The 26,722-nt window shown below is 36.2% G+C and carries 26 protein-coding genes; 5 read left to right on the top strand and 21 right to left on the bottom strand.

The window, feature by feature from the left end; translation table 11 throughout:
- From ULVI_RS13440 to mraZ, 3 genes are read right to left on the bottom strand one after another with little or no spacing between them, the layout of a single operon-like run.
- Nucleotides 1–321 (bottom strand): FtsL-like putative cell division protein, encoded by a 321-nt coding sequence (locus tag ULVI_RS13440; protein WP_068593314.1) that lies wholly within the window; start codon nt 319–321, stop codon nt 1–3.
- The gene (gene rsmH, locus ULVI_RS13435) at nt 322–1,218 is read right to left on the bottom strand and encodes a 16S rRNA (cytosine(1402)-N(4))-methyltransferase RsmH (RefSeq protein WP_068593313.1); all 897 of its coding nucleotides are present in this window, start codon (nt 1,216–1,218) and stop codon (nt 322–324) included.
- Nucleotides 1,205–1,678 carry a division/cell wall cluster transcriptional repressor MraZ gene (gene mraZ / locus ULVI_RS13430; protein ID WP_068593484.1) on the bottom strand — a complete coding sequence of 158 codons (474 nt, stop codon included), beginning with the start codon at nt 1,676–1,678 and terminating at the stop codon, nt 1,205–1,207. Before mraZ ends, rsmH begins: the two co-directional genes overlap by 14 nt.
- Before the next feature lie 280 nt (nt 1,679–1,958).
- Here mraZ and ULVI_RS13425 point away from each other — a divergent pair, with 280 nt between their 5' ends.
- A complete protein-coding gene (locus tag ULVI_RS13425; RefSeq protein WP_068593312.1) occupies nt 1,959–2,726 on the top strand; it encodes an alpha/beta fold hydrolase in 768 nt (255 codons plus the stop codon).
- A gap of 80 nt (nt 2,727–2,806) precedes the next feature.
- Nucleotides 2,807–3,421, top strand: a complete 615-nt coding sequence (yihA, locus tag ULVI_RS13420) for a ribosome biogenesis GTP-binding protein YihA/YsxC (RefSeq protein ID WP_068593311.1) — start codon at nt 2,807–2,809, stop codon at nt 3,419–3,421.
- Nucleotides 3,422–3,430: 9 nt separating this feature from the next.
- Here yihA and gldC read toward each other — a convergent pair whose 3' ends face one another.
- Both gldC and gldB read right to left on the bottom strand, forming a co-directional pair.
- Nucleotides 3,431–3,766: a gliding motility protein GldC gene (gldC, locus tag ULVI_RS13415; RefSeq protein ID WP_068593310.1), complete on the bottom strand. Its 336-nt coding sequence runs from the start codon at nt 3,764–3,766 to the stop codon at nt 3,431–3,433.
- Nucleotides 3,759–4,721 carry a gliding motility lipoprotein GldB gene (gene gldB, locus ULVI_RS13410; RefSeq protein WP_068593309.1) on the bottom strand — a complete coding sequence of 321 codons (963 nt, stop codon included), beginning with the start codon at nt 4,719–4,721 and terminating at the stop codon, nt 3,759–3,761. Before gldB ends, gldC begins: the two co-directional genes overlap by 8 nt.
- A 162-nt stretch (nt 4,722–4,883) precedes the next feature.
- Between gldB and nadE the strand changes: the two genes are divergently transcribed.
- Both nadE and ULVI_RS13400 read left to right on the top strand, forming a co-directional pair.
- Complete coding sequence (gene nadE, locus ULVI_RS13405) at nt 4,884–5,672, top strand: NAD(+) synthase (RefSeq protein ID WP_068593308.1); 789 nt, start codon at nt 4,884–4,886, stop codon at nt 5,670–5,672.
- A gap of 155 nt (nt 5,673–5,827) precedes the next feature.
- Nucleotides 5,828–6,460: a response regulator gene (locus ULVI_RS13400; protein ID WP_068593307.1), complete on the top strand. Its 633-nt coding sequence runs from the start codon at nt 5,828–5,830 to the stop codon at nt 6,458–6,460.
- A gap of 91 nt (nt 6,461–6,551) precedes the next feature.
- Here ULVI_RS13400 and dnaG read toward each other — a convergent pair whose 3' ends face one another.
- From dnaG to ULVI_RS13375, 5 genes are all read right to left on the bottom strand, one after another.
- Nucleotides 6,552–8,513, bottom strand: a complete 1,962-nt coding sequence (dnaG, locus tag ULVI_RS13395; protein ID WP_068593306.1) for a DNA primase — start codon at nt 8,511–8,513, stop codon at nt 6,552–6,554.
- A 188-nt stretch (nt 8,514–8,701) separates the two neighbouring features.
- Nucleotides 8,702–9,766 carry a hypothetical protein gene (locus ULVI_RS13390; protein WP_068593305.1) on the bottom strand — a complete coding sequence of 355 codons (1,065 nt, stop codon included), beginning with the start codon at nt 9,764–9,766 and terminating at the stop codon, nt 8,702–8,704.
- 74 nt (nt 9,767–9,840) lie between these two features.
- Nucleotides 9,841–10,659, bottom strand: a complete 819-nt coding sequence (locus ULVI_RS13385) for a hypothetical protein (RefSeq protein WP_068593304.1) — start codon at nt 10,657–10,659, stop codon at nt 9,841–9,843.
- The gene (locus tag ULVI_RS13380) at nt 10,646–11,212 is read right to left on the bottom strand and encodes an RNA polymerase sigma factor (protein ID WP_068593303.1); all 567 of its coding nucleotides are present in this window, start codon (nt 11,210–11,212) and stop codon (nt 10,646–10,648) included. Before ULVI_RS13380 ends, ULVI_RS13385 begins: the two co-directional genes overlap by 14 nt.
- Before the next feature lie 142 nt (nt 11,213–11,354).
- On the bottom strand, nt 11,355–12,332 hold the full coding sequence (locus tag ULVI_RS13375; RefSeq protein ID WP_068593302.1) for a polyprenyl synthetase family protein: 978 nt from the start codon (nt 12,330–12,332) through the stop codon (nt 11,355–11,357).
- 97 nt (nt 12,333–12,429) lie between these two features.
- Between ULVI_RS13375 and ULVI_RS13370 the strand changes: the two genes are divergently transcribed.
- Complete coding sequence (locus ULVI_RS13370; protein ID WP_068593301.1) at nt 12,430–13,239, top strand: T9SS-dependent choice-of-anchor J family protein; 810 nt, start codon at nt 12,430–12,432, stop codon at nt 13,237–13,239.
- A gap of 93 nt (nt 13,240–13,332) precedes the next feature.
- On the opposite strand, the gene rlmN is transcribed toward ULVI_RS13370, so the two are convergent.
- From rlmN to rsgA, 11 genes are all read right to left on the bottom strand, one after another.
- Entirely contained in the window at nt 13,333–14,373 is a 1,041-nt protein-coding gene (gene rlmN / locus ULVI_RS13365; RefSeq protein ID WP_068593483.1) for a 23S rRNA (adenine(2503)-C(2))-methyltransferase RlmN, read from the bottom strand.
- Between the two features lie 79 nt (nt 14,374–14,452).
- Nucleotides 14,453–16,108 (bottom strand): T9SS type A sorting domain-containing protein, encoded by a 1,656-nt coding sequence (locus ULVI_RS13360; RefSeq protein ID WP_157632630.1) that lies wholly within the window; start codon nt 16,106–16,108, stop codon nt 14,453–14,455.
- Between the two features lie 115 nt (nt 16,109–16,223).
- Nucleotides 16,224–17,273 (bottom strand): tRNA preQ1(34) S-adenosylmethionine ribosyltransferase-isomerase QueA, encoded by a 1,050-nt coding sequence (gene queA / locus ULVI_RS13355; protein ID WP_068593482.1) that lies wholly within the window; start codon nt 17,271–17,273, stop codon nt 16,224–16,226.
- Between the two features lie 145 nt (nt 17,274–17,418).
- Nucleotides 17,419–18,654 (bottom strand): 3-phosphoshikimate 1-carboxyvinyltransferase, encoded by a 1,236-nt coding sequence (locus ULVI_RS13350; RefSeq protein WP_068593299.1) that lies wholly within the window; start codon nt 18,652–18,654, stop codon nt 17,419–17,421.
- Nucleotides 18,651–18,893 carry a hypothetical protein gene (locus ULVI_RS13345; RefSeq protein WP_068593298.1) on the bottom strand — a complete coding sequence of 81 codons (243 nt, stop codon included), beginning with the start codon at nt 18,891–18,893 and terminating at the stop codon, nt 18,651–18,653. Before ULVI_RS13345 ends, ULVI_RS13350 begins: the two co-directional genes overlap by 4 nt.
- Nucleotides 18,893–19,219 carry a nucleotide pyrophosphohydrolase gene (locus ULVI_RS13340; RefSeq protein WP_068593297.1) on the bottom strand — a complete coding sequence of 109 codons (327 nt, stop codon included), beginning with the start codon at nt 19,217–19,219 and terminating at the stop codon, nt 18,893–18,895. Before ULVI_RS13340 ends, ULVI_RS13345 begins: the two co-directional genes overlap by 1 nt.
- Before the next feature lie 5 nt (nt 19,220–19,224).
- On the bottom strand, nt 19,225–21,276 hold the full coding sequence (locus tag ULVI_RS13335; protein WP_068593296.1) for a DUF3857 domain-containing protein: 2,052 nt from the start codon (nt 21,274–21,276) through the stop codon (nt 19,225–19,227).
- Nucleotides 21,277–21,293: 17 nt separating this feature from the next.
- On the bottom strand, nt 21,294–23,318 hold the full coding sequence (locus ULVI_RS13330; RefSeq protein WP_068593295.1) for a transglutaminase domain-containing protein: 2,025 nt from the start codon (nt 23,316–23,318) through the stop codon (nt 21,294–21,296).
- Between the two features lie 5 nt (nt 23,319–23,323).
- Nucleotides 23,324–25,225 (bottom strand): DUF3857 domain-containing protein, encoded by a 1,902-nt coding sequence (locus tag ULVI_RS13325; protein WP_068593294.1) that lies wholly within the window; start codon nt 25,223–25,225, stop codon nt 23,324–23,326.
- A 64-nt stretch (nt 25,226–25,289) separates the two neighbouring features.
- Complete coding sequence (gene dtd, locus ULVI_RS13320; protein ID WP_068593293.1) at nt 25,290–25,742, bottom strand: D-aminoacyl-tRNA deacylase; 453 nt, start codon at nt 25,740–25,742, stop codon at nt 25,290–25,292.
- 20 nt (nt 25,743–25,762) lie between these two features.
- Complete coding sequence (gene rsgA / locus ULVI_RS13315) at nt 25,763–26,710, bottom strand: ribosome small subunit-dependent GTPase A (protein WP_068593292.1); 948 nt, start codon at nt 26,708–26,710, stop codon at nt 25,763–25,765.
- Nucleotides 26,711–26,722: the final 12 nt, after the last annotated feature.

The following is a 26,722-nucleotide window of genomic DNA, read 5'->3' as shown; positions in this document are numbered from 1 at the left end:
TTACTCTTTTAATTTTACAATTTTAATTTTTTGAGGTGGTGTCACCGAAGGCTGCAATCCTCGTTTTGCCATCGCAGCTATAACTTCGCTTTCCATTTTTGTCTGCATCAGCTTCATTCGTATATCGACATACTCACTTTTAAGTTCCTTTACATCTTTACTTAACCGCGAGATCTTATGTACTTTTTTATCTGCTGTGTGCGAACTTGCGATCATAATTAGCGCAAGTACTGAGAGAAATAATATGAAACGCCAGTTTTTCAGCGAATCATCATTCACTAAAAATGTTCCTTTTACGATATTGTAAAAACTGTCTTTCATTTATATTTTTTTGGCAACCCTTAGCTTGGCACTTCTAGCCCTATTATTTAGCTTTATTTCTTTTTCTGACGGAATAATAAACTTCCCTACAGGTTTCATAGGAACCTCTACCCTTCCGAAGACATCTTTTTCTGGTTCTCCTTCAAACAATCCATTCCGCATAAATCGTTTCACCAATCGATCTTCTAAAGAATGATAACTAATAAGACTTAACCTTCCCTGAGGTTTTAGAACCTCCACAGATTGTTGCAAAAATTCTTTTAACGCATCCAACTCTTGGTTTACTTCAATACGAATTGCTTGATAAATCTGCGCTAAAATTTTATTTTCTCTATGCTTCGGAAGAAACCTTCCCAATGCTGCTTTTAACTGGTCACTTGTAATGATTTCTTGATGCTTACGTTCTTCACAAATAATACGAGCCATTCCAGCTGAAGCCCTTAGCTCACCGTATTGAGACAACACACTTTTAAGCTGTGATTCTTCATATTTATTAATCACGTCATAAGCAGAGAAAGGACTTTCTTGATTCATTCTCATATCTAAATCCGCTTGAAACCGAGTAGAAAATCCTCGATCTGCTTCATCAAATTGATGTGAAGAAACTCCAAAATCACCTAAAATTCCATCTACCTCACGATAGCCATGAAATCGCAAAAAACGCTTTATAAATCTAAAATTCTCATGAATCAACAAAAAGCGAGGATCGTCGATCGCATTTTTAATAGCATCTTTATCTTGATCGAAGGCAATAAGTCTTCCCTTATTACCAAGTCGACTAAGAATTTCCCGAGAATGCCCACCCCCGCCAAACGTAACATCCACATAAACACCATCTGGCTGAATGTTAAGTCCGTCAACAGTTTCTTTTAATAATACTGGGTTATGATATTCCATTAATTGCATCGCTTGCATCTCCCATCACTTCCTCTGCCAGATCTGCAAAATCACTAGCAGCATCGTCAATGGCTTGTTCATATTTATCTTTATCCCAAATCTCAACGATATTAATCGCTGAAGAAATCACCAATTCTTTTTTAATTCCTGCAAAAGACGCAAGATCTTTCGGGATTAATAATCTACCTGTCGTATCCAGCTCTACTGTTTTTACACCTGCCGTAAAACGACGAATAAAATCGTTATTCTTTCGATTGAATCGATTTAGCTTTCCCATTTTATCCATTAGAGCATTCCACTCTTCCATTGGATATAATTCAAGACATGGCTGAAACACAGCTCGCTTAATAACAAACCCATCAGGCATAGCAGGAGCAAGTTGTTTTTTCAAAGGAGCAGGCACCATAACCCGTCCTTTGACGTCTGCTTTGCATTCGTATGTCCCTATTAGATTGAGCATCAACGCCTCTGTTTTGGTAAATTTTAAAACCAAATATAACAATGTTTTACCACTTTTTACCACAATTTACCACATTGTTGATAAGTTTTACCACTCCTATAATTAGCTTTCACTAAAAGTATTGATTTACAGACCGTAAGATCTTTTCTTATTGCTCATTATAAATGGAGACTCAAGCAATGGATTACAATGCTATTTTTTACTTTAGCTTAATTGTGTGTTGCAGATAAAGTTTAACTATATTTGATTACTTTTGTTACTGTTAACGGAACTAACCTCCATGGCGAATCAGCTTAAAAAAGAAAGAAAATTTACGTATTTAGAATTGGGAGAAGGCACCCCCATCATTATTCTTCACGGGCTAATGGGTGGCCTCAGTAATTTCGATGGAGTTACAGATTTTTTCCCAGAAAAAGGATATAAAATCCTTATTCCAATGCTTCCTATATACGATATGCCAGTCTTAAAAACCAATGTAAAAAACTTTGCAAAATACGTGAAGAGTTTTATAGACCACAAAGAGCTTGACGAGGTGATACTTCTCGGTAATTCTCTTGGTGGACATATTGGTTTACTTTGCACAAAAATGTATCCAGAACTTATAAAAGCGCTAATAATTACTGGTAGTTCTGGCTTGTATGAAAGTGCTATGGGAGAAAGTTACCCAAAGCGCGGCGACAGGGATTATATTCAGAAAAAAGCAGAGAATGTTTTCTATGACCCCAAAGTTGCCACCAAAGAAATTGTTGACGAAGTTTATGAAACTGTAAATGATCGCGCTAAACTATTACGCACGCTTGCCATTGCTAAAAGTGCTATTCGTCACAACATGGGCAAAGACCTTCCTGAAATGGACACACCCACGTGCATTATTTGGGGTCGAAACGACAACGTAACACCGCCACAAGTGGCCGATGAGTTTCATGAAAAGCTTCCAGACTCGGATCTTTATTGGATCGATAAATGCGGACATGCAGCGATGATGGAGCACCCTAAAGAATTCAATGAAATTTTATACGCTTGGCTAAATAAAAGGGGTTTTAAATAACCTCGAATAAAGAATTTCCTAAATTTTAGGTACATCAAATCTCTGAATCTTCAAGAGGTTTAGAATTTTAAAAAATACAGATGCAAATAAAGTCGGCTGAATTTACTATGAGCAACAGTGATGTTGCAAAATGTCCTAAAAATCCGTTACCAGAATACGCTTTTATTGGCCGTTCTAATGTAGGGAAATCCTCGTTGATCAATATGCTGATGCAACGAAAAAGCCTTGCCAAAACAAGCGGACGTCCAGGAAAAACACAGCTAATTAATCATTTTACTATTAATAAAAATTGGTTTTTAGTCGATCTTCCAGGATATGGGTATGCTAGAGTTTCTAAAAGCGCAAAGAAAGTTTTTCAGAAATTTATTACCCAGTATTTTGAAAAAAGACAACAACTAGTATTGGCCTTTGTCTTAGTAGATTGCCGACACGAACCGCAACCAATCGACCTAGAATTTATGCAGTATTTAGGGGAAAGTGGCGTGCCATTTTCAATTATATTTACCAAAGCCGACAAGCTAAAACCAAATGCATTAAAACGCAATATCGAAGCGTACGAAAAGAAAATGCTAGAAACATGGGAAGAAATGCCTTCTCATTTTGTTTCCTCTTCAAGCAACAGCACCGGTCGTGATGAACTCTTAAATTATATAGAGCAAATTAACAACGAGATGAATATGGAAGAAACGATTTAAATCTTTAAATTATTTCTTTTTCAACTCCAGTTTTTCAGCAAAATAATCACAAAAATCGCGCATTGTCGCCGCCATTTTCTCATCGTTAGTTGCACGTTGAAAGGTATCTGCCATTGCACTTAAAGTTTGATGGAAAAAGATTTGCATCTCATCTAAAGGCATATCCTTTGTCCAAAGATCGATACGCAATGCTTCTTTCTTTTTATGATCCCAAACCGACAGAAAAATTGCTTTCGATTCTTCATTAGAAATTCCTCCATCGTCTGCAGACCATCGTAATTTTTCAGGAATTTTATTTTCGTCCAGTCCAACCTGTATTTTAATTTCAGATGTATGCTTACTCATTTTTTTTGGGTTTGTATTTCGATTTATTGAAAAGGACATTTGCATCCATTTGCAATAATTCATTAATTTCAATTGTATTATTTTCCATATATGCCCGTACGATTTTCCATCCTAAATAACGCCCTATCATTCCCGGCGATTCGTTGTCTATTTCAAGATAGAATTTAGAAAAAGGTGCTTTTGCTATAAAACGCGCTGAAAGCTTCGGGTCGGTACTATATAAATACTCATTCTCTATAAAATTACGCCAGATCTCTGTCTCATTTTCTTCTGCCCATTTCCATTGAGCTTCTGTGTAGCCTATTTTTTCAGCGTCGCTTACCTCAGGCAACCAAAGATCTTTAAGATAAAGTTGTTTCCCGAAGTACATCACCTCTTCTAAAAAGGCACGACCTTTAGGCCTTGGAATTAATTGATAAGCATAGGCACTCGCAACATCGGGACCAATTTGAGAAGGTTTCATGTTTTGAGAGATATATTCTTGAACTCCTGCATAAAACGGGTGTTCACTCCCTAAATAGGTATCTAGCGCGATAATTAAAGAAGTATCTGCCACAATAACTTTATTTCGGTAATCTACATCTGAGGTTGTAGTTACCACTGTGGGGGCTCGAAACTTCGGAAAATAATATTTTATATGCTGAAATAGAGAGTGTAATTCATTTTGAAGCTTTTCTCCATTTGGAAACTGCTTCAGTACTTCGGCTTCAAGTTGCTTCTGAAGCGTATCGTTTATTTTTCGAACCCAGATGCTGTCGGGTATTTGCTTCGGAAAAAATACTGGATATTCTTTCTTTAATGCCGGAAGCGTTTCCGAAGTAGTTTCAGAAAAAGCCCTGTCGAAACGAATAATAGAAACTGAAATAGGAATAGTATCGATTTCCTTTTCTATTTTACTCTCAGAATTACAGCCGAAAATAAATAAACCCAAACAAATGCTAAGAAAATATCTCATGCTTAAAACTTTAGAAACTGTTTAACGCTCGTCTCTTTTTTTAATTTTACAATTAGTTTATTTTTGTGTGCAAAGGTATTTTTTTTAGCTCAGAGTTTTTATCATTTAACGACCGACTTTAAAAAACCTTTAAAAATGATTCCATAATTTAAGAACACTTACATGAAAACTGAACAAGTAGTAGATCACATTGTAAACTGGTTAAAAGAATATGCAATGAATGCTAAAATGGACGGATTTGTGTTGGGCATTAGTGGTGGGATCGATTCAGCCGTTACTTCTGCTTTGTGTGCAAAGACAGGAATAAGAACATTATGTGTTGAAATGCCGATACATCAAGCGGAAAGCCAAGTAACTCGTGCAGAAGAACACATTGCGCAACTTAAACAACGATTTGCCAATGTAAGTGACGTTCGCGTAGATCTCACACCTGTTTTTGAAGCTTTTAAAGTTCAAACTCCTCAAACCACAGACGATACGCATTTAGATCTCGCACTTGCCAATACGCGAGCCAGATTACGCATGACGACACTCTATTATTTTGCAGGTTTGCATCGATATTTGGTAGCAGGAACGGGAAATAAGGTAGAAGATTTCGGTGTAGGATTTTTCACTAAATATGGTGATGGTGGTGTAGATCTAAGTCCGATTGCAGATCTTTTAAAGAGTGAGGTATATGAACTAGGAGCGTATTTAAAAGTACCCGATTCTATTTTAAAAGCTGCTCCTACCGACGGTCTTTTCGGCGACAGTCGTACAGATGAAGACCAAATTGGCGCCAGTTACGACGAATTAGAAATGGCGATGGAACTACAGAACGAAGGGGTTGCTATTCAGGATCTTAGCGGAAGAACACGCGAGGTTTATGAAATATATACTCGTTTAAATCGTGCAAACCAACATAAGATGAATCCTATTCCTGTATGTAAAATTCCTCCTACACTTAAATAATAATGATTTTAACGAGTATTCTTGAAGTTCGACGAAATTAATCTAATTGAACCTTTCTTTTTTTTAGTTTTGATTTGTAGTATTAGTATTACAAAAAATCTCACACTTAATTTCATCTACTGCTTTTAAGTGTCTTTGTTATAAAAAGACCTAAAATGAAGAAAATTTTTATTGCAGATCATCATCCTGTTGTCCGAAAGGGAATTAGTTGTATGCTGAAAAAAAACGATAATTATGATATTGTCGGGAAAGCAACTAACGGGAACGAATTATATAAAAACTTACGGGAATTAAAACCAGATATCCTTATTATGGAGATCGACATGCCACATATAAATGGCATTAATGCACTTCGAAGCATTAAAACCGAATTCCCCGATATGCGTGTTCTTATCTTCTCGGTTCACCCGGAAGAAATTTATGCACTGCGTTCTATTAAATCTGGTGCTGCTGGGTATGTTCCTAAAACAGCTTCTACAAAACAATTTTTAAAGGCATTAAAACAAATTGCAAAAGGAGGTATTTTCTTGAATGAAGAACTAACCTCTACGTTTACCAGCAGGAATGTTGGCGAAACAAGTGCGATTAGTCGTTATAAAAAATTATCTTCCCGAGAGATTGAAGTATTAAATTTACTTTCGAGCGGAAAAAGAAATAAAGACATTGCAAACGCCTTAAATATTAATGAAAAAACCGTTAGCACCTATAAGACACGTCTTTTAAAGAAATTAAAAGTTGACAATCTTGCAGATCTTATTCATCAGTCAAGAATGTTTCAGTTTGGATAATAGGAAGCATTAGTTTAGTCACACTAAAAAATAGAAATCCACGAATAGTATCATACTTATTCGTGGATTTTTAGTTTAAACAAAGACGGTTTTATAAAACGCGGTTCAATTTTTCTGAGAGCACTTTTTTTAAGGTAATATAATCCACAATATCCTGTAAACTATTCTCTTTTTGTTCACTAGTCTGTTCTCTAATAGTTTCAGACAACTCGTTTATTTTCTGTGAAACAAGATGTCGACGAAGGTTTAATATTGTTTCTGAAACAATTTGAGCGATGGTCATACCTTTATGTTTTACATAAATTTCTTTTCCCTCCCAATTGTGAAGCGTATATTTTTCTTCATCCATTAGAATATCGGTAACAGCAGACACCTTCTCTGCATCCAAAGTATTTACAAAATTATTTAACTGAAACTCCTGTTCTTGATTTAAAGTAGTAATAATTTCATAATACACCGATTTAAATCCATCGTTAGCAAATTCAATTTCATCATCCTGTAAATCGAGATAAATCTTTTCAAATACCCGAGAGGTAACTTTTTCTGGTTTAAGCGCAATTTCGCCTTTCTCATCTGTTTCAAGAATAAGGTCTTCAAATTCTTCTTCTTCGTTTCCGTATAGCAAAAGCAATTCAATAATCTTCCGTTCTAATTCGTACAAAGCATCTACTTTTGTAACAGAAGTTTTTTCCTTCGGAATTACATCGAAAGGTTGTGGTGTCTCTTTTGGTTTTTTAGCAGCTTCTTTTCGATCTTTTTGAAGCAGTTGTGCCAAGGTGTTAAATAGAACCTCTTCAGAAATATCCATTATCCTAGAACACTCTTGCAGATATACTTCCCTTTGAATCACATCGGGAATTTTAGAAATACTCACCACCATATCCCGAATGGTATCTGCCTTTTTAACAGGATCATTTTTTGCTTCAGAAGCTAATAAAGAAGCCTTAAAATTGATGAAATCCTGTGCATTTTCTTCCAAAAATGAACTGAGTTCTTCCAACGAATTTTTACGTGCAAAGCTATCGGGATCCTCTCCTTCGGGAAAGGTACAGATCTTTACATTCATGCCTTGCTCCAGAATTAGATCGACACCACGTAACGAGGCTCTTAATCCGGCAGCATCCCCATCGAAAAGCACGGTAATATTTTTGGTTAACCTGTTAATAAGGCGAATCTGTTCGGGTGTTAACGCCGTCCCCGAAGATGAAACAACATTCTGGATCCCAGTTTGATGAAACTGAATCACATCGGTATATCCTTCAACCAAATAACAGTTATCCTCTTTTGCGATGCTTTGTTTTGCATGGAAAATCCCGTAAAGTACCTTACTTTTATGGTAGATATCGCTTTCGGGAGAGTTTAAGTATTTAGCCGCTTTCTTTTCACTACTTAAAATACGCCCCCCAAAGCCAAGCGTTCTTCCGCTCATGCTTAAAATAGGAAACATCACCCTCCCTTTAAAGCGGTCGAATTGCTTTTCTTCTTTTACAATACTAAGTCCGGTTTTCTCCAGATAATCGAGACTGTATCCTTTTTTAATTGCGTGTGCTGTAAACGAATCCCATTGATCGGGGGAATACCCTAACTCGAATTTTTTAATGGTTTCTTCCGTAAAGCCACGCTCTTTAAAATAGCTTAACCCAATAGCCTTACCTTGTTCGGTTTTAAGCAAGGTGCTATGAAAGTAGTCTTTCGCAAATTCACTTACCAAATACAAACTTTCACGTTCGTTCGCTTGCTCTTTTTGTTCGTTGGTTTGCTCGGTTTCTTCCACTTCAATACCGTACCGTTTCGCCAAATACTTGATAGCTTCCGGATAGGTAAAATGCTCATGCTCCATAAGAAAAGCCACTACATTCCCTCCTTTGCCACTCGAAAAATCTTTCCAGATCTGTTTTACTGGAGATACCATAAAGCTGGGAGTACGCTCATCACTAAACGGACTTAATCCTTTAAAGTTACTTCCCGATTTCTTCAGTTGTACGAAATCACCAATGACCTCTTCAACTCGGGCGGTTTCAAATACATTATCTATGGTGGTTCTTGAGATCAATATTTATTGTTTTTCTATTGTTTTCTTCCGAAGAAAAGATACGCAAATGTATGGTTTTTCTTGAACGCTAGCGTTACTAATTATCGCTCATCTACCTATAAATATTTTAAAAATTATAGAAGAAATAAAAAAATAAAAAAGGCTGCTTCCGAAGAAACAACCTATATTAATTAACATAAACAACAGTATTAATCTAAATCGAACCGGAGCCCTAAAGACACATTGCGCTGGTCCACCGGATTGTCTTTAAAGATCGTATTTAGATCGTATTTTAAATACAGAGCGGTTTCTCTCCATCCTATATACGTACTTAAACCGTACACAAAATTATTGGTATTGTAATCGCCTTTTAATTTTTGCTTTACGTCGTCTCCGTCTTCTTCGAACTTCAATTTTTGACGCACACCTAGATTGAATCCAGCATAAGCACCTATTCCGAATTTAATTTTATTATACGTATTATATCTAAAATAGTCTTCTTTCTCAATTTTTTCTGAAGGTCCTATTTCAAAATGTACTGGAAAAACTAGGTTGTCCATTCGGAACTTCGATTTGTCGAGATTCACAGGAAATTCCTGCAATTCGGTTTGCGCTCCAGTATCTACATAATAGCGGTTCCCAGTTGGTTTTAATCCGTTGAACTGAAATGAAAATCCGTACTTTATTCGAAGCCAATTACTTTCTTTAAAAACACGTGTTTTCCACGCCCAACCTAATTCGGCAAATTTACTTCCACCAGTTTTAAAATCGGAATCTTCCAAGGATTCTCCTTCTGTGATGACATTATTTAATCCAACGGCGAACACAAAGTCTGATGATGTTCTAAGATCGTATTCTCGTGGCTTATTTTTTCTTCCCACATACCAAAAAGAATCGTTCTGGTTGTCATCACGACCTATTCTTAACACCAGTCTGTCGGTATCATCGCCCATTACATTGTCTCCTTCATTTCGTTCTGCTAACGCAATTTTATTATCGATAATCGCCACTCTGTTTTCTATATTCAATGCGCGCTTCTCAGCCGCTTTTTGTTTTAACTCCTCTGCCTCGGCAGCTGTAATGTTATCATTTTCTAGGCGTTGCGTAATACTTTCAACTTCATTTTTTAAGGCATCTTTTTCTTCCTGAATAACCTGTTCTTTTAAATTTTCAAGAATTTTTATATCCTTTTCTAGTGTAGTCTCCTGTGCTTGTGATGCGGCAATAGCGAGCAGCCACAGCACGATCGCTGTGCAAATAGTAGTCGTTTTCATGTGATTTTGATTTTTAATGCTTTGGTGGTTCCGCCGATGATCGACGGAACACTCAAAGCGTGATTGATGAATGATTATTGATTTCTGTCTACAACGGCGGTTCGAATTTTTTGAAATCCTTCCCCCAATGCTTCGAAGACCCGTTCCCTAAAATTTTGCTCCAGTTCCATCTCAACATCTTCAAGCAATGCTGCAGCATCTACTTTTGGTTGACGTAGAATTCTTTGGGTGGCAATTTCCCGTTGTGCACTGGCCAGTAGCACATCGATCTCCTCGGCGGTAACCATTGTATTATTTTCCTGTAGTTGCTGTACTTGTGCAACTACTTGAGACACTTTATTCTTTATAAATAAGGTGTTATTCGTTTCTTTAGACTCCTGTTTCCCTGATTCGATGTGCTGTTCGGTTACCGATGCGATACTACTTTTTGCAGCGGATTGGTTTTGTACAAACGGTTTAGTTTCAGTAGGTGCTGCTTCAGTCTTTTCTTTTCTATTGTGCGTTGCATAACGTTGCTGAGATCTTACAGTTGCTTTTACCTCTTGAACTTTTTCCGTAGTAATTGTTTCAGTTTCAACCTTATTATTTTTGTTTACTTCGGAAACTATTTCAGTCTTATTTTCAACCTTATCTATGGTGTTATTCGTTTCTGAAGGATTTGTCTCCACAACAGAATTATTATTTATTCCTGAAGCATCTTTCGTAAAAAACACGGTGCTTACAATAAGTATTCCTATAAATCCGGCTGCAATAGCCCACCAGTATCCTTTTATGTTCGATTTCTTCTCTTCGCCTAATTGAGCTTCGAGTTTGCTCCAAGCGTCTTTTGAAGGTTGAATTTCCCGTTCTTCCAGCTTCTCCCGTAGGTGATCTTCAAATTTAATGGGTTCCATAATTCGTTTTATTTTGTTGATTAACTAAAAGCTGCAACGCCTTCCTTGCTTTTGAAAGTTGTGATTTTGAGGTACCTTCACTAATATCGAGCAACTCAGCAATTTCGCTGTGTTTGTATCCTTCAATCGCATAGAGCACAAACACTGTTTTATATCCTTCCGGTAAGGTGTCGATACTTTTTTGAATGTCTGCCACTTCTAGTTCACTTTCTATATAGGTAACATGTTCGATCGAATTTTCAAGTGTTTTTGAGGTATTAAATTGGAGTTTTTTTTCTTTCCGAAGTTGTGATATCGATTCGTGTACCATAATTCGGCGAATCCATCCTTCGAAACTACCTTCTCCTTTATACGTCTTTAAATGCGTAAACACTTTTAAAAATCCGCTGAGCATTACTTCTTCAGCAATCGTGTTACTTTTTACATACTGTCTGCAAATACTAAGCATTTTAGGAGCGAAAAGCTCGAACATCTGGTGTTGTGCTTTGCGGTTTCCTTTGGCCGCTTTTTTAATGAGCGGCGCATATTTTTTATGTAATGATATTACTTTCAAAATTGCGTTACGTATTGGCTTCTACTTTATAGACGCAGAATTTTTAAATAGGGTTGCCTGCAGGTTAAAATAAATTGTAAAAATTCAAGAATGAGTAATGAAAATTAACGTATTTGCTTCTCGGAAGTATTGAATTTAAATTTTATTTCTTTCGGTCGATCACGTAGTTCACCATGAGTTCAAGCGATTGTTTATACGGAGAGTCTGGATAATGTTGTATTAAGTCGAGTGCATTTTGCTGCAATTGTTTCATTTTCTGAATTGCATAGTCGAGTCCACCGGCATCTTTCACAAATTGTATGACTTCTTTTACACGCTTTTTATTGGTATTGTGATTTTTTACTGAATTTATTACCCAGCGTTTCTCCTTTTCTGAAGCATTATTTAGAGCATAAATTAATGGAAGCGTCATTTTTTGTTCTTTAATATCAATTCCCGTTGGTTTCCCGATAGCTTCTTCTCCATAATCGAACAAATCGTCTTTTATTTGAAATGCCGTACCTATAAGAGCTCCAAAATTTCTCATATTTTCAACTTCTTGTGACGAAGCATTTACAGACTGAGCTCCCATGGCGCAACAGGCAGCAATGAGGGTTGCTGTCTTTTGGCGGATAATGTCAAAATAGACATCTTCTGTTATATCTAGTTTTCTGGCTTTTTCAATTTGCAGCAATTCACCTTCACTCATTTCCCGAACCGCTACCGAAATAATTTTAAGCAGATCGAAATCGTCATTATCTATTGATAGCAATAAACCTTTCGATAACAAGTAATCCCCAACGAGTACCGCGATTTTGTTTTTCCACAGCGCATTAATTGAGAAGAAACCCCGGCGTCGATCGCTATCGTCCACTACATCATCGTGCACTAATGTTGCTGTATGGATAAGCTCTATCACAGAAGCACCCCGATACGTACGCTCATTAACGACACCTCCACCTGTCATCTTTGCAATTAGAAATACAAACATGGGTCGCATTTGTTTCCCTTTTCTATTTACTACGTAATGGGTGATTTTATTGAGCAGCGCAACTTTAGAAGACATGGATGTGGAGAACTTTTTTTCGAAAAGCTCCATTTCTTTTTCTATCGGAAGTTTTATTTGAGATACTATCTTCATTATTTAATCAAAAATAGGTAATTACTACGATTTTAATTGTTTTATACTTTTGATTTAATATATTTGCTATACACATATTAAACTAAAAATTATTATTATGAAAAAAATTACTTTTTTTGCAGCTGCAATGTTTGCTGCTTTTACTCTGAATGCACAAGAAGTCCTTTTTGAGGATAATTTTGATGACGAAGATATTTCTGATTGGACTCTTTATGATGAAGATGGTGATGGAAATCAGTTTGGAGATCAGTTTGTTATTACTGATGCAGATTCGAATCCTGTTACACCTGTATCTTTAATTTCAAGATCTTGGATTGGTTCACCTCTTTTCCCGGACAACTGGGCTGTATCTCCAGGATTCGACATTCCTGAAGGTAGTGGTGCTCTTGTTACTTGGGTAGTTCAATGTGCTGCGGCAGAATGGGACAACGAAAAGTATAGTGTATATGTAGGTACTAGTAGCGATATCGCTGATTTAGTAAATTCTGAAACTGTATTTACTGAAACTTATGACGATCCTAATGATGCTGGAACTGTATATGAAAGAGAATTAGAAATTCAAGATTTCGCAGGTGAAACTGTATATTTAGCTTTCAGACATTACGATTCTACAGACGAAGATTTCATTTCAATTGATGATCTTCTTGTAACTTCAGCTACATTAAGTGTTGAAGACCAAACATTCGCAAACTTTAGCCACTTCCTATCTAATGGAAACTTATCTTTAAGAGCTGGTACTGCAATGGATAATGTACAATTGCACAACATTCTTGGTCAACAAGTTATCTCTAAAGAATTAAACAACTCTAACGAAACTGTAAACATTTCTTCTTTGAAGTCTGGTGTTTATATCGCTACAGTTACAATCGAAGGAGCTAAGAAATCTTTCAAAATTGTAAAGAACTAAGTATTACACTTTAGTCTTATATTTAAAAAGCGGCCATTGGCCGCTTTTTTTTATTTTATAAGTATTCTTCTTTTTCGAGGTACCTCAGAGACTCTACTGTTTATTAGCCAATTGCCCACAAGCAGCATCTATATCTTTTCCGCGACTTCTTCGAACCGTTACAGGAATGCGATTACGTTCAAGGGCATTTATATAAGTATCGGTAGCTGTTTCAGAAGCTTTTTGAAACTCACCATCATCTATGGGATTGTATTCTATTAAATTGACTTTACAAGGAACATATTTACAGAATTGTACCAATGCGTCGATATCTTCCTTTTTATCGTTAATACCTTTCCAGACGATGTATTCGTAGGTGATCTTTCTTTCGGTTTTTTCATACCAATATTCAAGGGATTCCCGTAGGTCTTCTAAAACAAAACTTTTTGCAAACGGCATGATCTGCTCTCGTGTTTCTTGAATGGCAGAATGTAAAGAAACTGCTAGGTGAAATTTTACTTCATCATCTGCCAATTTCTTAATCATTTTTGGCACACCACTGGTGGATACTGTAATTCGTTTTGGAGACATCCCTAATCCTTCTTCCGAAGTAATCTTTTCTATAGAAAGAAGTACATTCTTATAATTCATTAAAGGTTCGCCCATCCCCATAAATACAATATTCGACAAGGGGCGATCGTGATATAATCTACTCTCATTATCGATTGCCACAACTTGATCGTAAATTTCATCGGGATTTAAATTACGCATCCGTTTTAATCGGGATGTAGCACAAAACTTACAGTCAAGACTACATCCTACTTGAGATGAAACACAAGCTGTTGTACGTTTAGCAGTAGGAATTAAAACCGATTCTACAATTAACCCATCATGAAGCTTTACTGCATTTTTAATGGTTCCATCGGAACTCTTTTGTAAGCTATCTACTTCAATGTGATTGATGACAAAATTTGTTTCAAGATGTGCTCTTGTTTCTTTAGAGATATTCGTCATTTCTTCGAACGTATGCGCTCCTTTACTCCACAACCATTCGTAGACCTGATTGCCTCGAAATGCTTTGTCTCCTATACTTTCGAAAAAAGTTCTTAATTCTTCTTTAGAAAGTGCGCGTATATCTTTTTTATCTACTTTCATTGCATGCAAAAATAACACAATTATACGGCATTGACGATGTAGCCTTCAATGGGTTTGAAATTTTATAAAATGAGAAAAATTAACGATCTACTAAGATCTTCTTAGTTATTCTAGAATCGGTATCACCATCTATTAAATGTAGAAAATAAACCCCCTCTGCAAGATCGACTACAGAGAGCGTATTAATAGTATTTGCCATACTTCCAGCATGAAGTTCCTGTCCAAGTATATTATAAAATTGGTATGTTAAATTAGGATACCTATTATTCATAACGAGTAACGTATTAGACACAGGGTTTGGATAAATTTCTAATGAACCTTCTATGGAAACCTCGGGTATGTTCAAAATATTTTGCAGACTTCCCAATTCTGACACTCCTATATTTAAAGGATCTAACCAATCTTTTAAGCGAGTTTCTGGGGTGTCACCAAAATCCCATGAAACTCCTAGTCTTCCGTAAATATCGTAATCTGAATTACTTTCTAATCCGTCACAATGGGATTGCCCAGCATATAATTGTCCAATTACTTTACCATTTTCATTAAATAATGGAGAACCCGAAGAACCGCTTTCGGTTGTTCCAATCTCCCATCCATCTCCTTCTCCTACCGAGACACCACCAATTAACCAAACTTGTGTTCCATTGGCATCTTCCTTTACAGCTCCAGAATCGTCTCGACAAATTTTCATGATATCACCATTTGGATGGTGAATTCCTACTTCAAATAAAGGATCCAAGTCTGAATTATCCCAACCTGCAAATACAATATCCCATGAATCTGGCACTTGAGAATGTAATTCCACTAAGGCAAAATCACTTTCAGAATTACTAGAGCGTAATGTAGCTCCGCTCATGGTAAAATTAGTTAGTAAATCTGCACTCTCATCCCCAGTAGCACATACAGGGTTAGGGCTCATCCAATTAAATCGGATTGTCCAAAGTGAAGGATCGCTATTTTCAAGACAATGGTTTGCAGTAAGAAGAAATGGAGTTTTATCTGCATTCGTATTGTTTAATAAAACAGCGCTACAAAGGTATCCATTTCCAAGAGTTAGCATAGCTACTGCTTTCTTTAAAATATCTTTCTGAGAATCGAAATCATCTCCAATTGGACAATTTACGTCGTAATTACAATCACCAGAATCATTAAGCCCACGATTCATATCTGCAATACTTTCTAACGCATCCATCCTATATCCATGAACAACACTTTCAATTTCTAGTTGAACAGGAGCATCGACGTTGGCAGGTTCATAATACTCCACCCATAGTGTCTCACCTGCAACAAACCAAGTGGCTAATTTATCATTATCACGGTTCTGAAGTTTCGAAAATGTAATCGTACGATCTGTATGTTCTGTATTGTAAAAATGAAGCGTCGCCCCTTTAGGTAAGTGAAATTTTGAAAGTACTGCACTTAAGTTCTTAGCGCCAGGAGATGTGATTGCTGCCCGCCATATTTTACCGCCATTTTCTAAACTACTCCAAACTCCATCATGATGAATTGAAATTACTACAGGCCTTGAAATACCATAGCGATAGGGTTGACTTTTGTCACGATCATTAATACGGTCTTCTTCATATATTTCCTCAAGATCTAATGCTTCAAGGTAAAGAGGATCTACCTCTTCCTGAAGTGTCAAAGACCAACTTAAGGGCTCATCATTAATTGACTCTTGTGCACAAACACTGAAAAAGAATAAAGATAGAAAAAGAAGTAATAGTTTTTTCACATTCAAGAGGTTAGCTTTACTACACTATTACTAAAATAGACATTTTTTCACGAAGTACCCTCTTTCTAGTCTTAAAATAAAAAATCCTGATGAAACATCAGGATTTTATTAGCTTTTAGATAATTAACATCGCATCGCCGTAGGTATAAAAACGATATTTTTCTTTAATCGCTTCAGCATAAGCTTCCTTTATAAAATCATGTCCTGCAAAAGCAGAGATCATCATTAATAAAGTAGATTTTGGTGTATGAAAGTTTGTTACCATCGCATTTGCAATGCTAAAATCGTAAGGAGGAAATATAAATTTATTGGTCCATCCTGAATAGGGATTCAGCATGTGATCTGAAGAAACAGAGCTCTCTAGTGCGCGCATCGCCGTAGTTCCTACTGCGCAAACCCGCTTTTTTCTATTAATCCCAGTGTTTATAATTTCGGCAGCAGCGTCGTTAACGCTCATTTCTTCCGAATCCATTTTATGCTTAGAAAGATCTTCTACTTCCACAGGGCTAAAAGTTCCTAGGCCAACATGTAATGTAACTTCTGCAAAATTAACACCTTTAATCTCAAGACGTTTTAACAAGTGTTTCGAAAAATGCAATCCTGCCGTAGGTGCAGCTACTGCTCCTTCATTTTTAGCGAAAATAGTTTGATAGCGGTCGGCATCTTCAGGCTCTACTTCTCTTTTTATATACTTTGGAAGCGGCGTTTCTCCTAATTCAGTAAGTTTATTTCTAAATTCTTCGTACGAACCATCGAATAAAAAACGAAGGGTTCTTCCTCTCGAGGTTGTATTATCGATTACTTCTGCTACTAAAGATTCATCATCACCAAAATATAATTTATTCCCAATTCGAATTTTTCGTGCTGGATCTACCAATACATCCCATAGACGTGTTTCCGGATTTAATTCTCGTAATAAGAATACTTCAATACGAGCACCTGTTTTTTCTTTGTTTCCGAACAAACGCGCAGGAAATACTTTCGTGTTGTTTAAAACCAACACATCGTCTTCATTAAAATAGTCGATAAGATCCTTGAACATTTTGTGTTCGATGGTCTTTTCTTTTCTGTTTAAAACCATTAAACGCGCTTCGTCCCTGTTTGGAGCAGGATATTCGGCCAAAAGTTCTTCCGGAAGTTCAAAATTAAAATTAGAAAGTTTCATTCCCATTGCATATTCTGTTTAGTGTTGAAAAGCTGCAAATATACAACCTCAACATAGGGGTTGTCAAGTAAATGGACAAGTATTATTAAAATACATTGAAAATGAAAGACCAAACGCAATACATTATTTTAAGTAGAACGGATTATTACTCGAATTGCACCGAAAAACCAAGCGTTTCTAGTGCTTTGTAAAATGTTGGGAATGATTTAGACACTACCATCGAATCTTGAAGAATAAGTGGAACTTTTAATGCCAGTGGCGCAAATGCCATCGCCATTCTATGATCCTGATACGTTTTAATAGCGATGTGTTCTTTTATTTTTCCGTTAAAAGCCGCAAGTTCTAAACGATCGTCTGTAATATGGACCGTTGCCCCAAGTTTTTCTAACTCTGTTTTTAAAGCAACCAATCGATCGGTCTCTTTAATTTTAAGGGTATGTAGTCCTGTTAGTGTGCATCCAACTCCTAATCCGAAACACGATACGGCAATGGTTTGCGCAATATCTGGAGTGTCTGCCAAGTGCAACAGAAGGTGATTGGGCAATTCAGAGGTATTCTTTTGTAGTATAATTTTGTGCTCCGAAGCATTAAAAACAGTCGTAACACCAAGCGCTTCGTACATATCGGCAATGGCTCTATCTCCCTGTAAACTTTTTTCGGAATAATGTGTGAGTGTTACCGTAGCAGCTTCAGATAAAGCGACGATACTATAAAAATACGATGCTGAACTCCAATCTGATTCGACAGCTATTTTATTTTCTGAAATCGTTTCCGAAGCAGCTATTTCAATTTTGTTTTCTGAAAAGGATCCTTGTATCCCTACCTTCTGAAGCAATCCCAACGTCATTTTAATATACGGCACAGAAGTTACTTCTCCTTTTAACTGAATGGTTAGACCGCCTGGAAGCTTAGGCGCTATGAGCATTAAAGCAGAAATATATTGGCTACTTACATTTGCCAATAATGTAACTTGGTTCTTCTGAAGGATACTACCTTTTATCTGTAAAGGAGGAAATCCTTCTGTTTTAGTATAGGTAATCTCTGCACCCAAAGACCGAAGTGCCTCTACAAGTATTTTAACAGGTCGTTCTTGCATTCTTTTGCTCCCAGTGAGAACAACATCAATTCCTGGGGTGGAAGCAAAATAAGCTGTTAGAAACCGCATGGCAGTACCGGCATGATGAATATCAACAACTCCTTTTTTAAGTTTGAGCGCATTTGTTAAAGTTACGGTATCATCACTATCTGAAAGGTTTTCAATAGAAGGGTTGCTGTATTGTTCCTTAAGAATAAGCAATCGGTTTGATTCACTTTTAGATCCCGAAACATTTAAATCTGCGTGTAAAGCAGCGTCTTTTTTATGTGTTAAAAACACCTTCATTTCTTGTATTGATCACTTTTAAGTTTTCCCCAAAATTTAGCATAGCTAACTGAAAATCCGCATACAAAAGCACCCGCTACAAAAACAAGACACAATCGGAGTACTCCGATCGTTTCAAAAAAATGTAATGAAAATCCAGTAAATGCCCATTGAATCACTACTAATATGGACATATATACGACCCCTAAAATAAAGACAGATCTCCAAAATCCTTTATGTGAAATGACCTGTTTAAACACTAGCGAAGTTTTTTATTGTTATGGTGTCGATCATGATCCCGTTTTGTTTTAAGGTCCAGCTTTTTATCGAATGCTTCCTGAAGGTTCACACCTGTTTGATTCGCAAGACACAATACAACAAACATAACATCGGCAAGTTCTTCACCAAGATCTTTATTCTTGTCGCTTTCTTTTTCGCTTTGTTCGCCGTAACGACGTGCAATAATACGAGCCACCTCACCTACTTCTTCGGTGAGTTGTGCCATATTGGTGAGTTCATTAAAATATCGAACCCCGTGTTCTTTAATCCATGCATCTACTTCGAGTTGGGCATTTTTTATATCCATCGCGTTTAAGCTTTAGACAAAACTACCTTTTCATTTTCTTTATCGATAAGTAATTGGAAGAATTTTTTCAAGTTCGCATAATCTGACGCTGGGATAACAGGTTCTTTTATTGAATATTCTACCGAAAGTTGAAGCGTGTTTTGATTTTGGTTTACACGATAGGCAAAATTTCCTATATTTTCTCCAAATGTAAAAGCAGAACTTTCGGGAAGACGCTCCACTTGGTATCCTTCAGGTATATCAATATTTAATATATACCGATCTTTTTTTGCATAATTAAAATCAACTGGATACTTCCGATCTTCATTTATAAATGGATTTTCACTTAAAGCAAGAAAAAGCAACGGAGAAAAATAAATTTTTTCGCCAACTATTTCAGCAGCATCACTCATTTCAAAAGCATATTCTAATGACACAGGTTTATTGGATTCTTTCAGGTTCTTAAACGTTATTTCTGAAAGCATTACATCTCCAAGAGAAGATTCCAGCTTGCTTTGAGTATCTATTTCACTCACACCTAAAAATGTCTTTCTTTTGTCCATGGCATAATGGCCTGTATAGCGTATTTTGGCATTGCCCTTAACATTTAAATCATCTGAAAGTGTGGCAGTAATCAGCATGCTTTCCGTTGCGGGATTTTTGGGATGCAATTCTACCCAAGTAGAACTACCATTATCACGTATTATTCTCCCCTGCCAATTCATTAATTTAGAAGGTAATACATCCACATCCCCTTCTTTATTTGTTGCGTCTAATAGTCGAACTGTATTATTACCTTCCACACCTGCTACGATATAATCAAATCCTTTGGTAGTAGGAAATAATGGAACTCCATTATTTTTAGAACTCACTAATACGGGGCTTGCATTTAAACCTGCATATCGAAGCATCGAGGTAAGCATTAAGTTAATATCTCCAACGTTTCCCACCCCATTTTTGTAAGCATTACGCACTCCTTTCATAGTCGATGCGCCTCTAAACTTATTCCATTTTACTTTATTTTTTACAAATGCATAAATAAGCCTCATTTTTTTATCATCATTCGTGACCCCTTCTATCAATGCATCAATATCTCTAGAAAAATAATCGGTTCGATTTAACTCGCCTCCGAAGGAAGCGTTTTTTAATATATTTTGCGAAACATCCTCCCATGTTGTAGTATATACCTTAGAAGGAGAATTGGGATATTTAACTAATGAAAGTTCGAAATTAACTGCCGATCCATAATTATTCACATTTCCCGAATACACTTCCTTTTTTAAAGCTGGCACGTCCTTTAGATCGATTTCATATATTTTTTCTTCAAAACTAAATTCCCGACTTTCGGATAAATTTGTAGTTCTTTTCGATAAATCATTGCTTCTTCCTCTATTACTATTCACCCCATAACTCAAACCAGGGTCGATATTTTGTCTAATCGTTTCTTTACGTGTACTAACGCTTTCATTAACATTTAGAGGCAACCAACCTTTTTGATGCATTTTATAGGTATAATATTCTGGAGCCGCAAACCTTAAATAGGCCCTATCTACAGGAATAATCTCTTGGAACGAAGATTCATCCAAATTATCTATATACGGTGATTTTATGCTGTATTGGTATTCTATTATACTCCCTTCTCGAATGTCTGGCATAGTAAACGATATGTCGGTATAGAATTCATTTCGCTCATTTTCAAAAATGCCATCTTTTTTAAGCTTTACCTCTTTAATTTTATTATCCTCGAGGTTATATACACGTCCTTTAATCTGCTCGATGGTTTCTCCAGATCCTCCTTTATAAAGCTCTACCTCATGTGTAGCCCAATCGAACCCATTCTTATTATAAATTTTTATACGTTCAAATACTTCATATACTCTATCAAATCCGCCGTCTACTGTATACTCAAAACTCGTTTTCATTTCCCGATATAAAATAGCAGCATTGGCATCTGGTTCTTTTGGATGCAGTTTTTGTTTGAGCTCTTCTTTAGAAACCTTACCAAAACGATACTCTTGAGCCTTTACAGTTTGAAATAAGCTAAATATTACAAAGCATGTAATTATGAGATTTTGCATAGTTTACTTTTTTTTAATTAAATTTTGGTTAAGACTACTTTTTCTTGTGTTTTATCTACAATTCGCTGAAAAAACTCTTTCAGCTCTTCATAACTTTCTGCGGGAAATAACGCTTTGTTAATTTCTTTTTCCATCGCCACTTGCAAAATATTCTCTGTCTGGGTAATTTGGTACGTAAAGGCACTTGATCCATCTGCAAGTTTTAAACTAACACTTTCGGGTAAAGTTTCTACACGGTATCCATCAGGCATACTAATATTTACTAAGTATCGATCTTTAATTGGAAATTCAAAATCGATGGGATAGTCTCTATGAGAACTTTTAAAGGGATTTTCTTTTTCAGAAAAAAACAATAATGGCGATACATAAATCTTATCTCCAATTTCTTCAATTGAATTAATCGATTCAAAGTCATAAGAGAGCGCTACAGGTTTATAATATGTTTTTAAGTTTTTAAAAGTAGCATTTGAAATTTCTGTCGCCTCGTTGTTCTTTTCCAAAGTTTTATTCACATCCTCTTTAGAAACATCAGTAAAAGCAACTCTATATGTTAGAGCTCGGTTTCCTGTAAAGCGATTTTGCGAAGTACCTGTGATTGTAAGATCTTCTTCTAATGCGGCAGTTACCAGTACACTGTGAAGTGCTGGCTTCATAATTTTAAGAGGGATCCAAATTGAATTCCCATCTTCACGAATTAATCGTCCTTGACCGTTTACTAAATTAGGGTTTAATAGATTAACTTCACCTTCTTTCAAAGTAGCATCCATTAACAGTGGTTTTCCCGAAATTTCTACCCCAGCAATAACATAATTAAATCCTTGCTTTGTAGGGAATAGTGCAACTCCATTTTTTTTTGTACTTACCAATACTGGATTTGCATTAAGACCTGCATATCTTAATATTGCTGTTAGCATAAGGTTAATGTCGGCTGCATTTCCAGTTTCCTTTTTAAAAGCATTCTTGGTTCCATTACTCGTATAAATACCTCCACTATTGTTCCAGTGCATTTTGTTTTTTACATAATCGAAAAGTATTTTCACTTTCTCTTGTTCGTCGGTAACTCCCGTTATAAGAGCATCTACAGCATCTTCGAAATATCCCGATCGATTTAACTCACCACCAAAAGAGGAAGATTCATAAATACTTTTGGACACAGCCTCCCATGAGGTCGTATAATAATCCATGGTGGAGTTTGGAAATTTAGTGTATTGAAGTTCCATAGTTAATGCGGATAAGTAACGATTTAAAGCACCCGAATACTTTTCCTTTTTCACTGCTGGTAAATCTTTAATCGTCACTTTATAAACATTTTCTTTAAAATCTACATTTGTAGTTCTTGTTTTCGGAGTTGCATTTCCTCCACCCATTCCCGGATCAGCTTGTTCGGTGTAGGTATAGGTCATCGTACGAAGATTTTTATCATTGTTTATTTGAAAAGGCACCCACCCTTTTTGATGCATTTTATACCCGAAATATTCAGGTACACTAAATCTAAAATCAATATTATTAACAGGTATTAATTCTTGAAAAACATAAGGGTCTATATACTCAACGAAAGGGGTTGTTTTTCTGTACTGTATTTCAAGCACACTCCCTTCTTTAACATTAGGAAGTGTAAATTGTTTTTTATCCCAATATTCACTTTCTTCTGTTTCAAAAATTCCATCGTTACGCAACTTATCTTTTTTTACTGAATTGCCATCTAAATTATAAGTCACCCCTTTGAGTCCAGAAACTAATTCTTTATTTCCAGTTCCCGAATGATACAACCTAATTGTATTTGTAGCGTAGTCGAAACCATTTTTTGAATAGATTTTTATGCGTTCGAAATAATTCGTTACCACTTGCCACCCTTTTGCTTCAGAATATTCAAAATCTGTATCATATTCTCGATAAAGTATGGCCGCATCGGCTTCAGGATCTTTAGGATGATGTTTTTCTGCCAATTCCTCTTTAGAGACCTTTCCAAAACGAAAGTCTTGTGCAATACTGGTTGAAACTCCAATACATAGGAGGGTGAAATAAAAAATAAATACTTTCATGCGATTTAAGGTTCTATGCGATTTATAAGAATTTTGGTCTGATCTAATTTGTAAATATTTTTTCTGAAATCGCGGTATTGTGAATATTTACTAGGTAGATATTCACCCTTTTTTAAGATAAATTCACGCGTGTATTTCAATTTATTTTCTGAAATTTTTTCAAAAGAAACCAAATAGCTTCCAAACTCGTTTTCAATTTTTTTGTTTTCAGGTAGTGCTTCTAATTTATATCCTGAGGGAATTACTATTTCTAGCGTATCTGTATCCTTAAAGTTCATTTTAAGATATAGTGATTGCTTTCTATTAATATTTCGGGGTGGAATATAATCTGACTGATTAAAAACATTAACGCAAAACAAAAAATCTTTTCCTATCCTACTGGCATATCTAGGAGCTTGAATATGTACGTTTTCGGTAAAAACAATATCTGTTTTATCGTCGTTAAGTGTCAGCGAGGGTATTGTAAACCCATTGATATGTCCCCATCTATTTTTGTAATATTCTTTCTGTTTTTTAACTGTAAGATCTGTGAGGCCGTGACGATTTCCGTATTGCAGCCCTTTCGATGTGCGCTCAAGGTCCGCCTTAATTGCTCCTTCTGCGTTGAGATGTATTGTTCCTTTGGTTACTTGGGTATTCTCTTCTACAGAATATTTCTTAGTATGTACAATTTCACCTCCATTAGGAGTTATAATAAGCACATCTCTATCATCATGACTGTTGCTCACATACCCAAAAGGGGAGCGTTGACTTGTACATTCTAGCCAAATCATTTCATCGTTATTAGGCACTCCTAAGAAAGCATGATTTCCTTGTATCGTTGGTACATCTTTGGTAATATCACGTTCATCTTCATCTAAATATAAAATAGTATAATAGGAAGGTACTCCAACAGCTTCAAGCAAAGCTTTTGTGTAATTTGTAAGGGCTTTACAATCTCCATAACTTAATCGATCAACTTCTGAAGCTAGCATGGGTTTCCAACCCCCTATCCCTATTTGAACACTAATATACCGCACTTTATTCTGAAGGTATTCGTAGATTTTTCGAGCTTTTCCTTCATTTGTAGTTTCATTTTTCACCAATTGTTTCGCTAAGGCAATTGTTGCTGGAGAAAGTTCTGTTGTGCCGTAAAGTAAAGATTGTTGCATCCAAGAACCAAAAGAATTCCAATCTTTACCTTGTCCCTCCATTCCTTTTAAATAAAATGAATCTTGTGTAAAGTATACTTTTGGCAATACATTAAAATACGGAGGCGCTTCTTCTTCATACCGAATTGCCTTCAGGTTTTTCGCTACACATGTTATCTGTCCAGGTGTTTCAGAAATAGAAATATCGTACCCTTCAACATGTTCTTTTTTATAATTGGGCTTGTTGTCTGAAGCATAGGTAATAGTAAGTTCATTATGTATGGTACTTGACACATAGCTATTAATTGGATACCATGTAGGAAGTACGGTAGAATTTCCTTCCACTTCAGAAATAAATCTAACAATATACGGATACACAGTGGGTGTATATTCTAAATGCAACTCTCGATTGTCTTCGTAAAGCGAAAAGCCACTAACAGCACTTACATCTTTAAAATCTCTTTGTTTGATATGCTTGAGCTCATTTCCATTTGCATCGTAAATAAAAGCTTCGACATCTCTTACCTTAGTATCATCATCGTAATGAGCATATGCATTAACATCGTTGTCACCTAATTTATTAAATACCGCAATAGTTCTGTTAATTTTCGAATTTGACTTTCCATTTCGGGAAATATCAATTACCTTTTTTTCATGGATGACAACACTATTAGCATTTTCTCGAAGTTCTTTCGGGATGTCTGCAATTGTATACGAAGTTTGCGCGAATAAGATTTGAGTACCAATAAAAAGAAGAAGCATTAATGCTTTAGTCATGGGGCTTTACCATTTTTTTTGGCAAAATATTAAAATTAAAATTCCTACAAAAGGGGAAAAACCCTTATTCCTTATTTTTAGAATCAATAAAAATAGTAACTGGACCGTCATTTACAAGGGCAATTTCCATCATCGCACCAAAAGTTCCGGTTTGCACACGAAGCTGAGTGGTGCGCTTAAGTTGATCTACAAATGCCTCGTAGTGTGGAATCGCAACTTCGGGACGGGCTGCTTTTATGAAAGAGGGACGGTTTCCTTTTTTGGTACTGGCATGTAGCGTAAACTGACTTACAACTAACAGCTCCCCTTTTATATCTAAAATAGAAAGATTCATAGCTCCAGTATCATCAGAAAAAACGCGCAGCCGGGATATCTTTCCACAAAGCCAATTTATATCCTCCTGAGAATCTTCATGTTCGATTCCTAAAAGAATGAGAAATCCTGTTTTTATTTCTGAAGTAATTTTTCCTTCTATTGCAACCGAAGCTTCCGAAACTCTTTGAATAACTACTCTCATATTTTAAAATTCAGAAACAATTAATTCCCGTGCTGTGTTTGCCGGTAATGTTCTTCTTCTCCCTCCATGATCTGAAGATAACTTTTATAACGGGACCAAGCGATCTCGTCGTTTTCTAACGCCTCCTTTACGGCACATTGAGGTTCTTCTCGATGCAAACAGTTGTTAAATTTACAATGCTCTTTTAAGGCAAAAAATTCTGGAAAATAATTTCCTAATTCTTCTTTGTTTACTTCAACAATTCCAAACCCTTTAATTCCGGGCGTATCGATAATTCTAGCATTAAAGGATAGGTCGAACATTTCTGCAAATGTCGTGGTATGTTGCCCCTGCATGTGCTGACTTGAAATTTTGGAGGTCTTTAATTGAAGCGTAGGCTCGATTGCATTTACCAGCGTAGATTTCCCCACACCACTATGTCCAGAAAACATACTCACTTTGCCTTCCATTAATGCCTTTACTTTCTCAACATTTTTTCCAGTGACTGCCGAAATTCCAATACATTCATACCCAATCTCTCGGTACATGGCTGCCAAATACTTAATCTCTAATAATTCCTCCTCATTGTAGGTATCGATCTTATTAAATAAAAGCACCGCATTAATATGATACGCTTCTGCAGTAACAAGAAAACGATCGATAAAAGTGGTAAAAGTAGGCGGATTATTTAGTGTCACTAATAAAAATGCCACATCTACATTTGCTGCAATAATGTGCGTCTGCTTGGAAAGGTTCACCGATTTACGGATGATGTAATTTTCTCGTTCTTCAATTTTGTTGATAATTCCAATGGTCTCATCTCCCTTAGTCTCCACTTCGAAAACAACATGATCCCCTACGGCTACAGGATTGGTACTTTTAATCCCTTGTATTCGGAATTTGCCCTTAATTCGGCATTCGTAAAACTCACCATTTTGTGATTTTACAGTGTACCAGCTTCCGGTAGATTTATAGACAATTCCTTTCATAGGGTTTCTTTA

The organism is Cochleicola gelatinilyticus (genome assembly GCF_001637325.1).
GTDB lineage: Bacteria > Bacteroidota > Bacteroidia > Flavobacteriales > Flavobacteriaceae > Cochleicola > Cochleicola gelatinilyticus.
The sequence above is the reverse complement of the archived record's forward strand: the minus strand, read 5'-3'. Positions and strand labels throughout refer to the sequence as shown.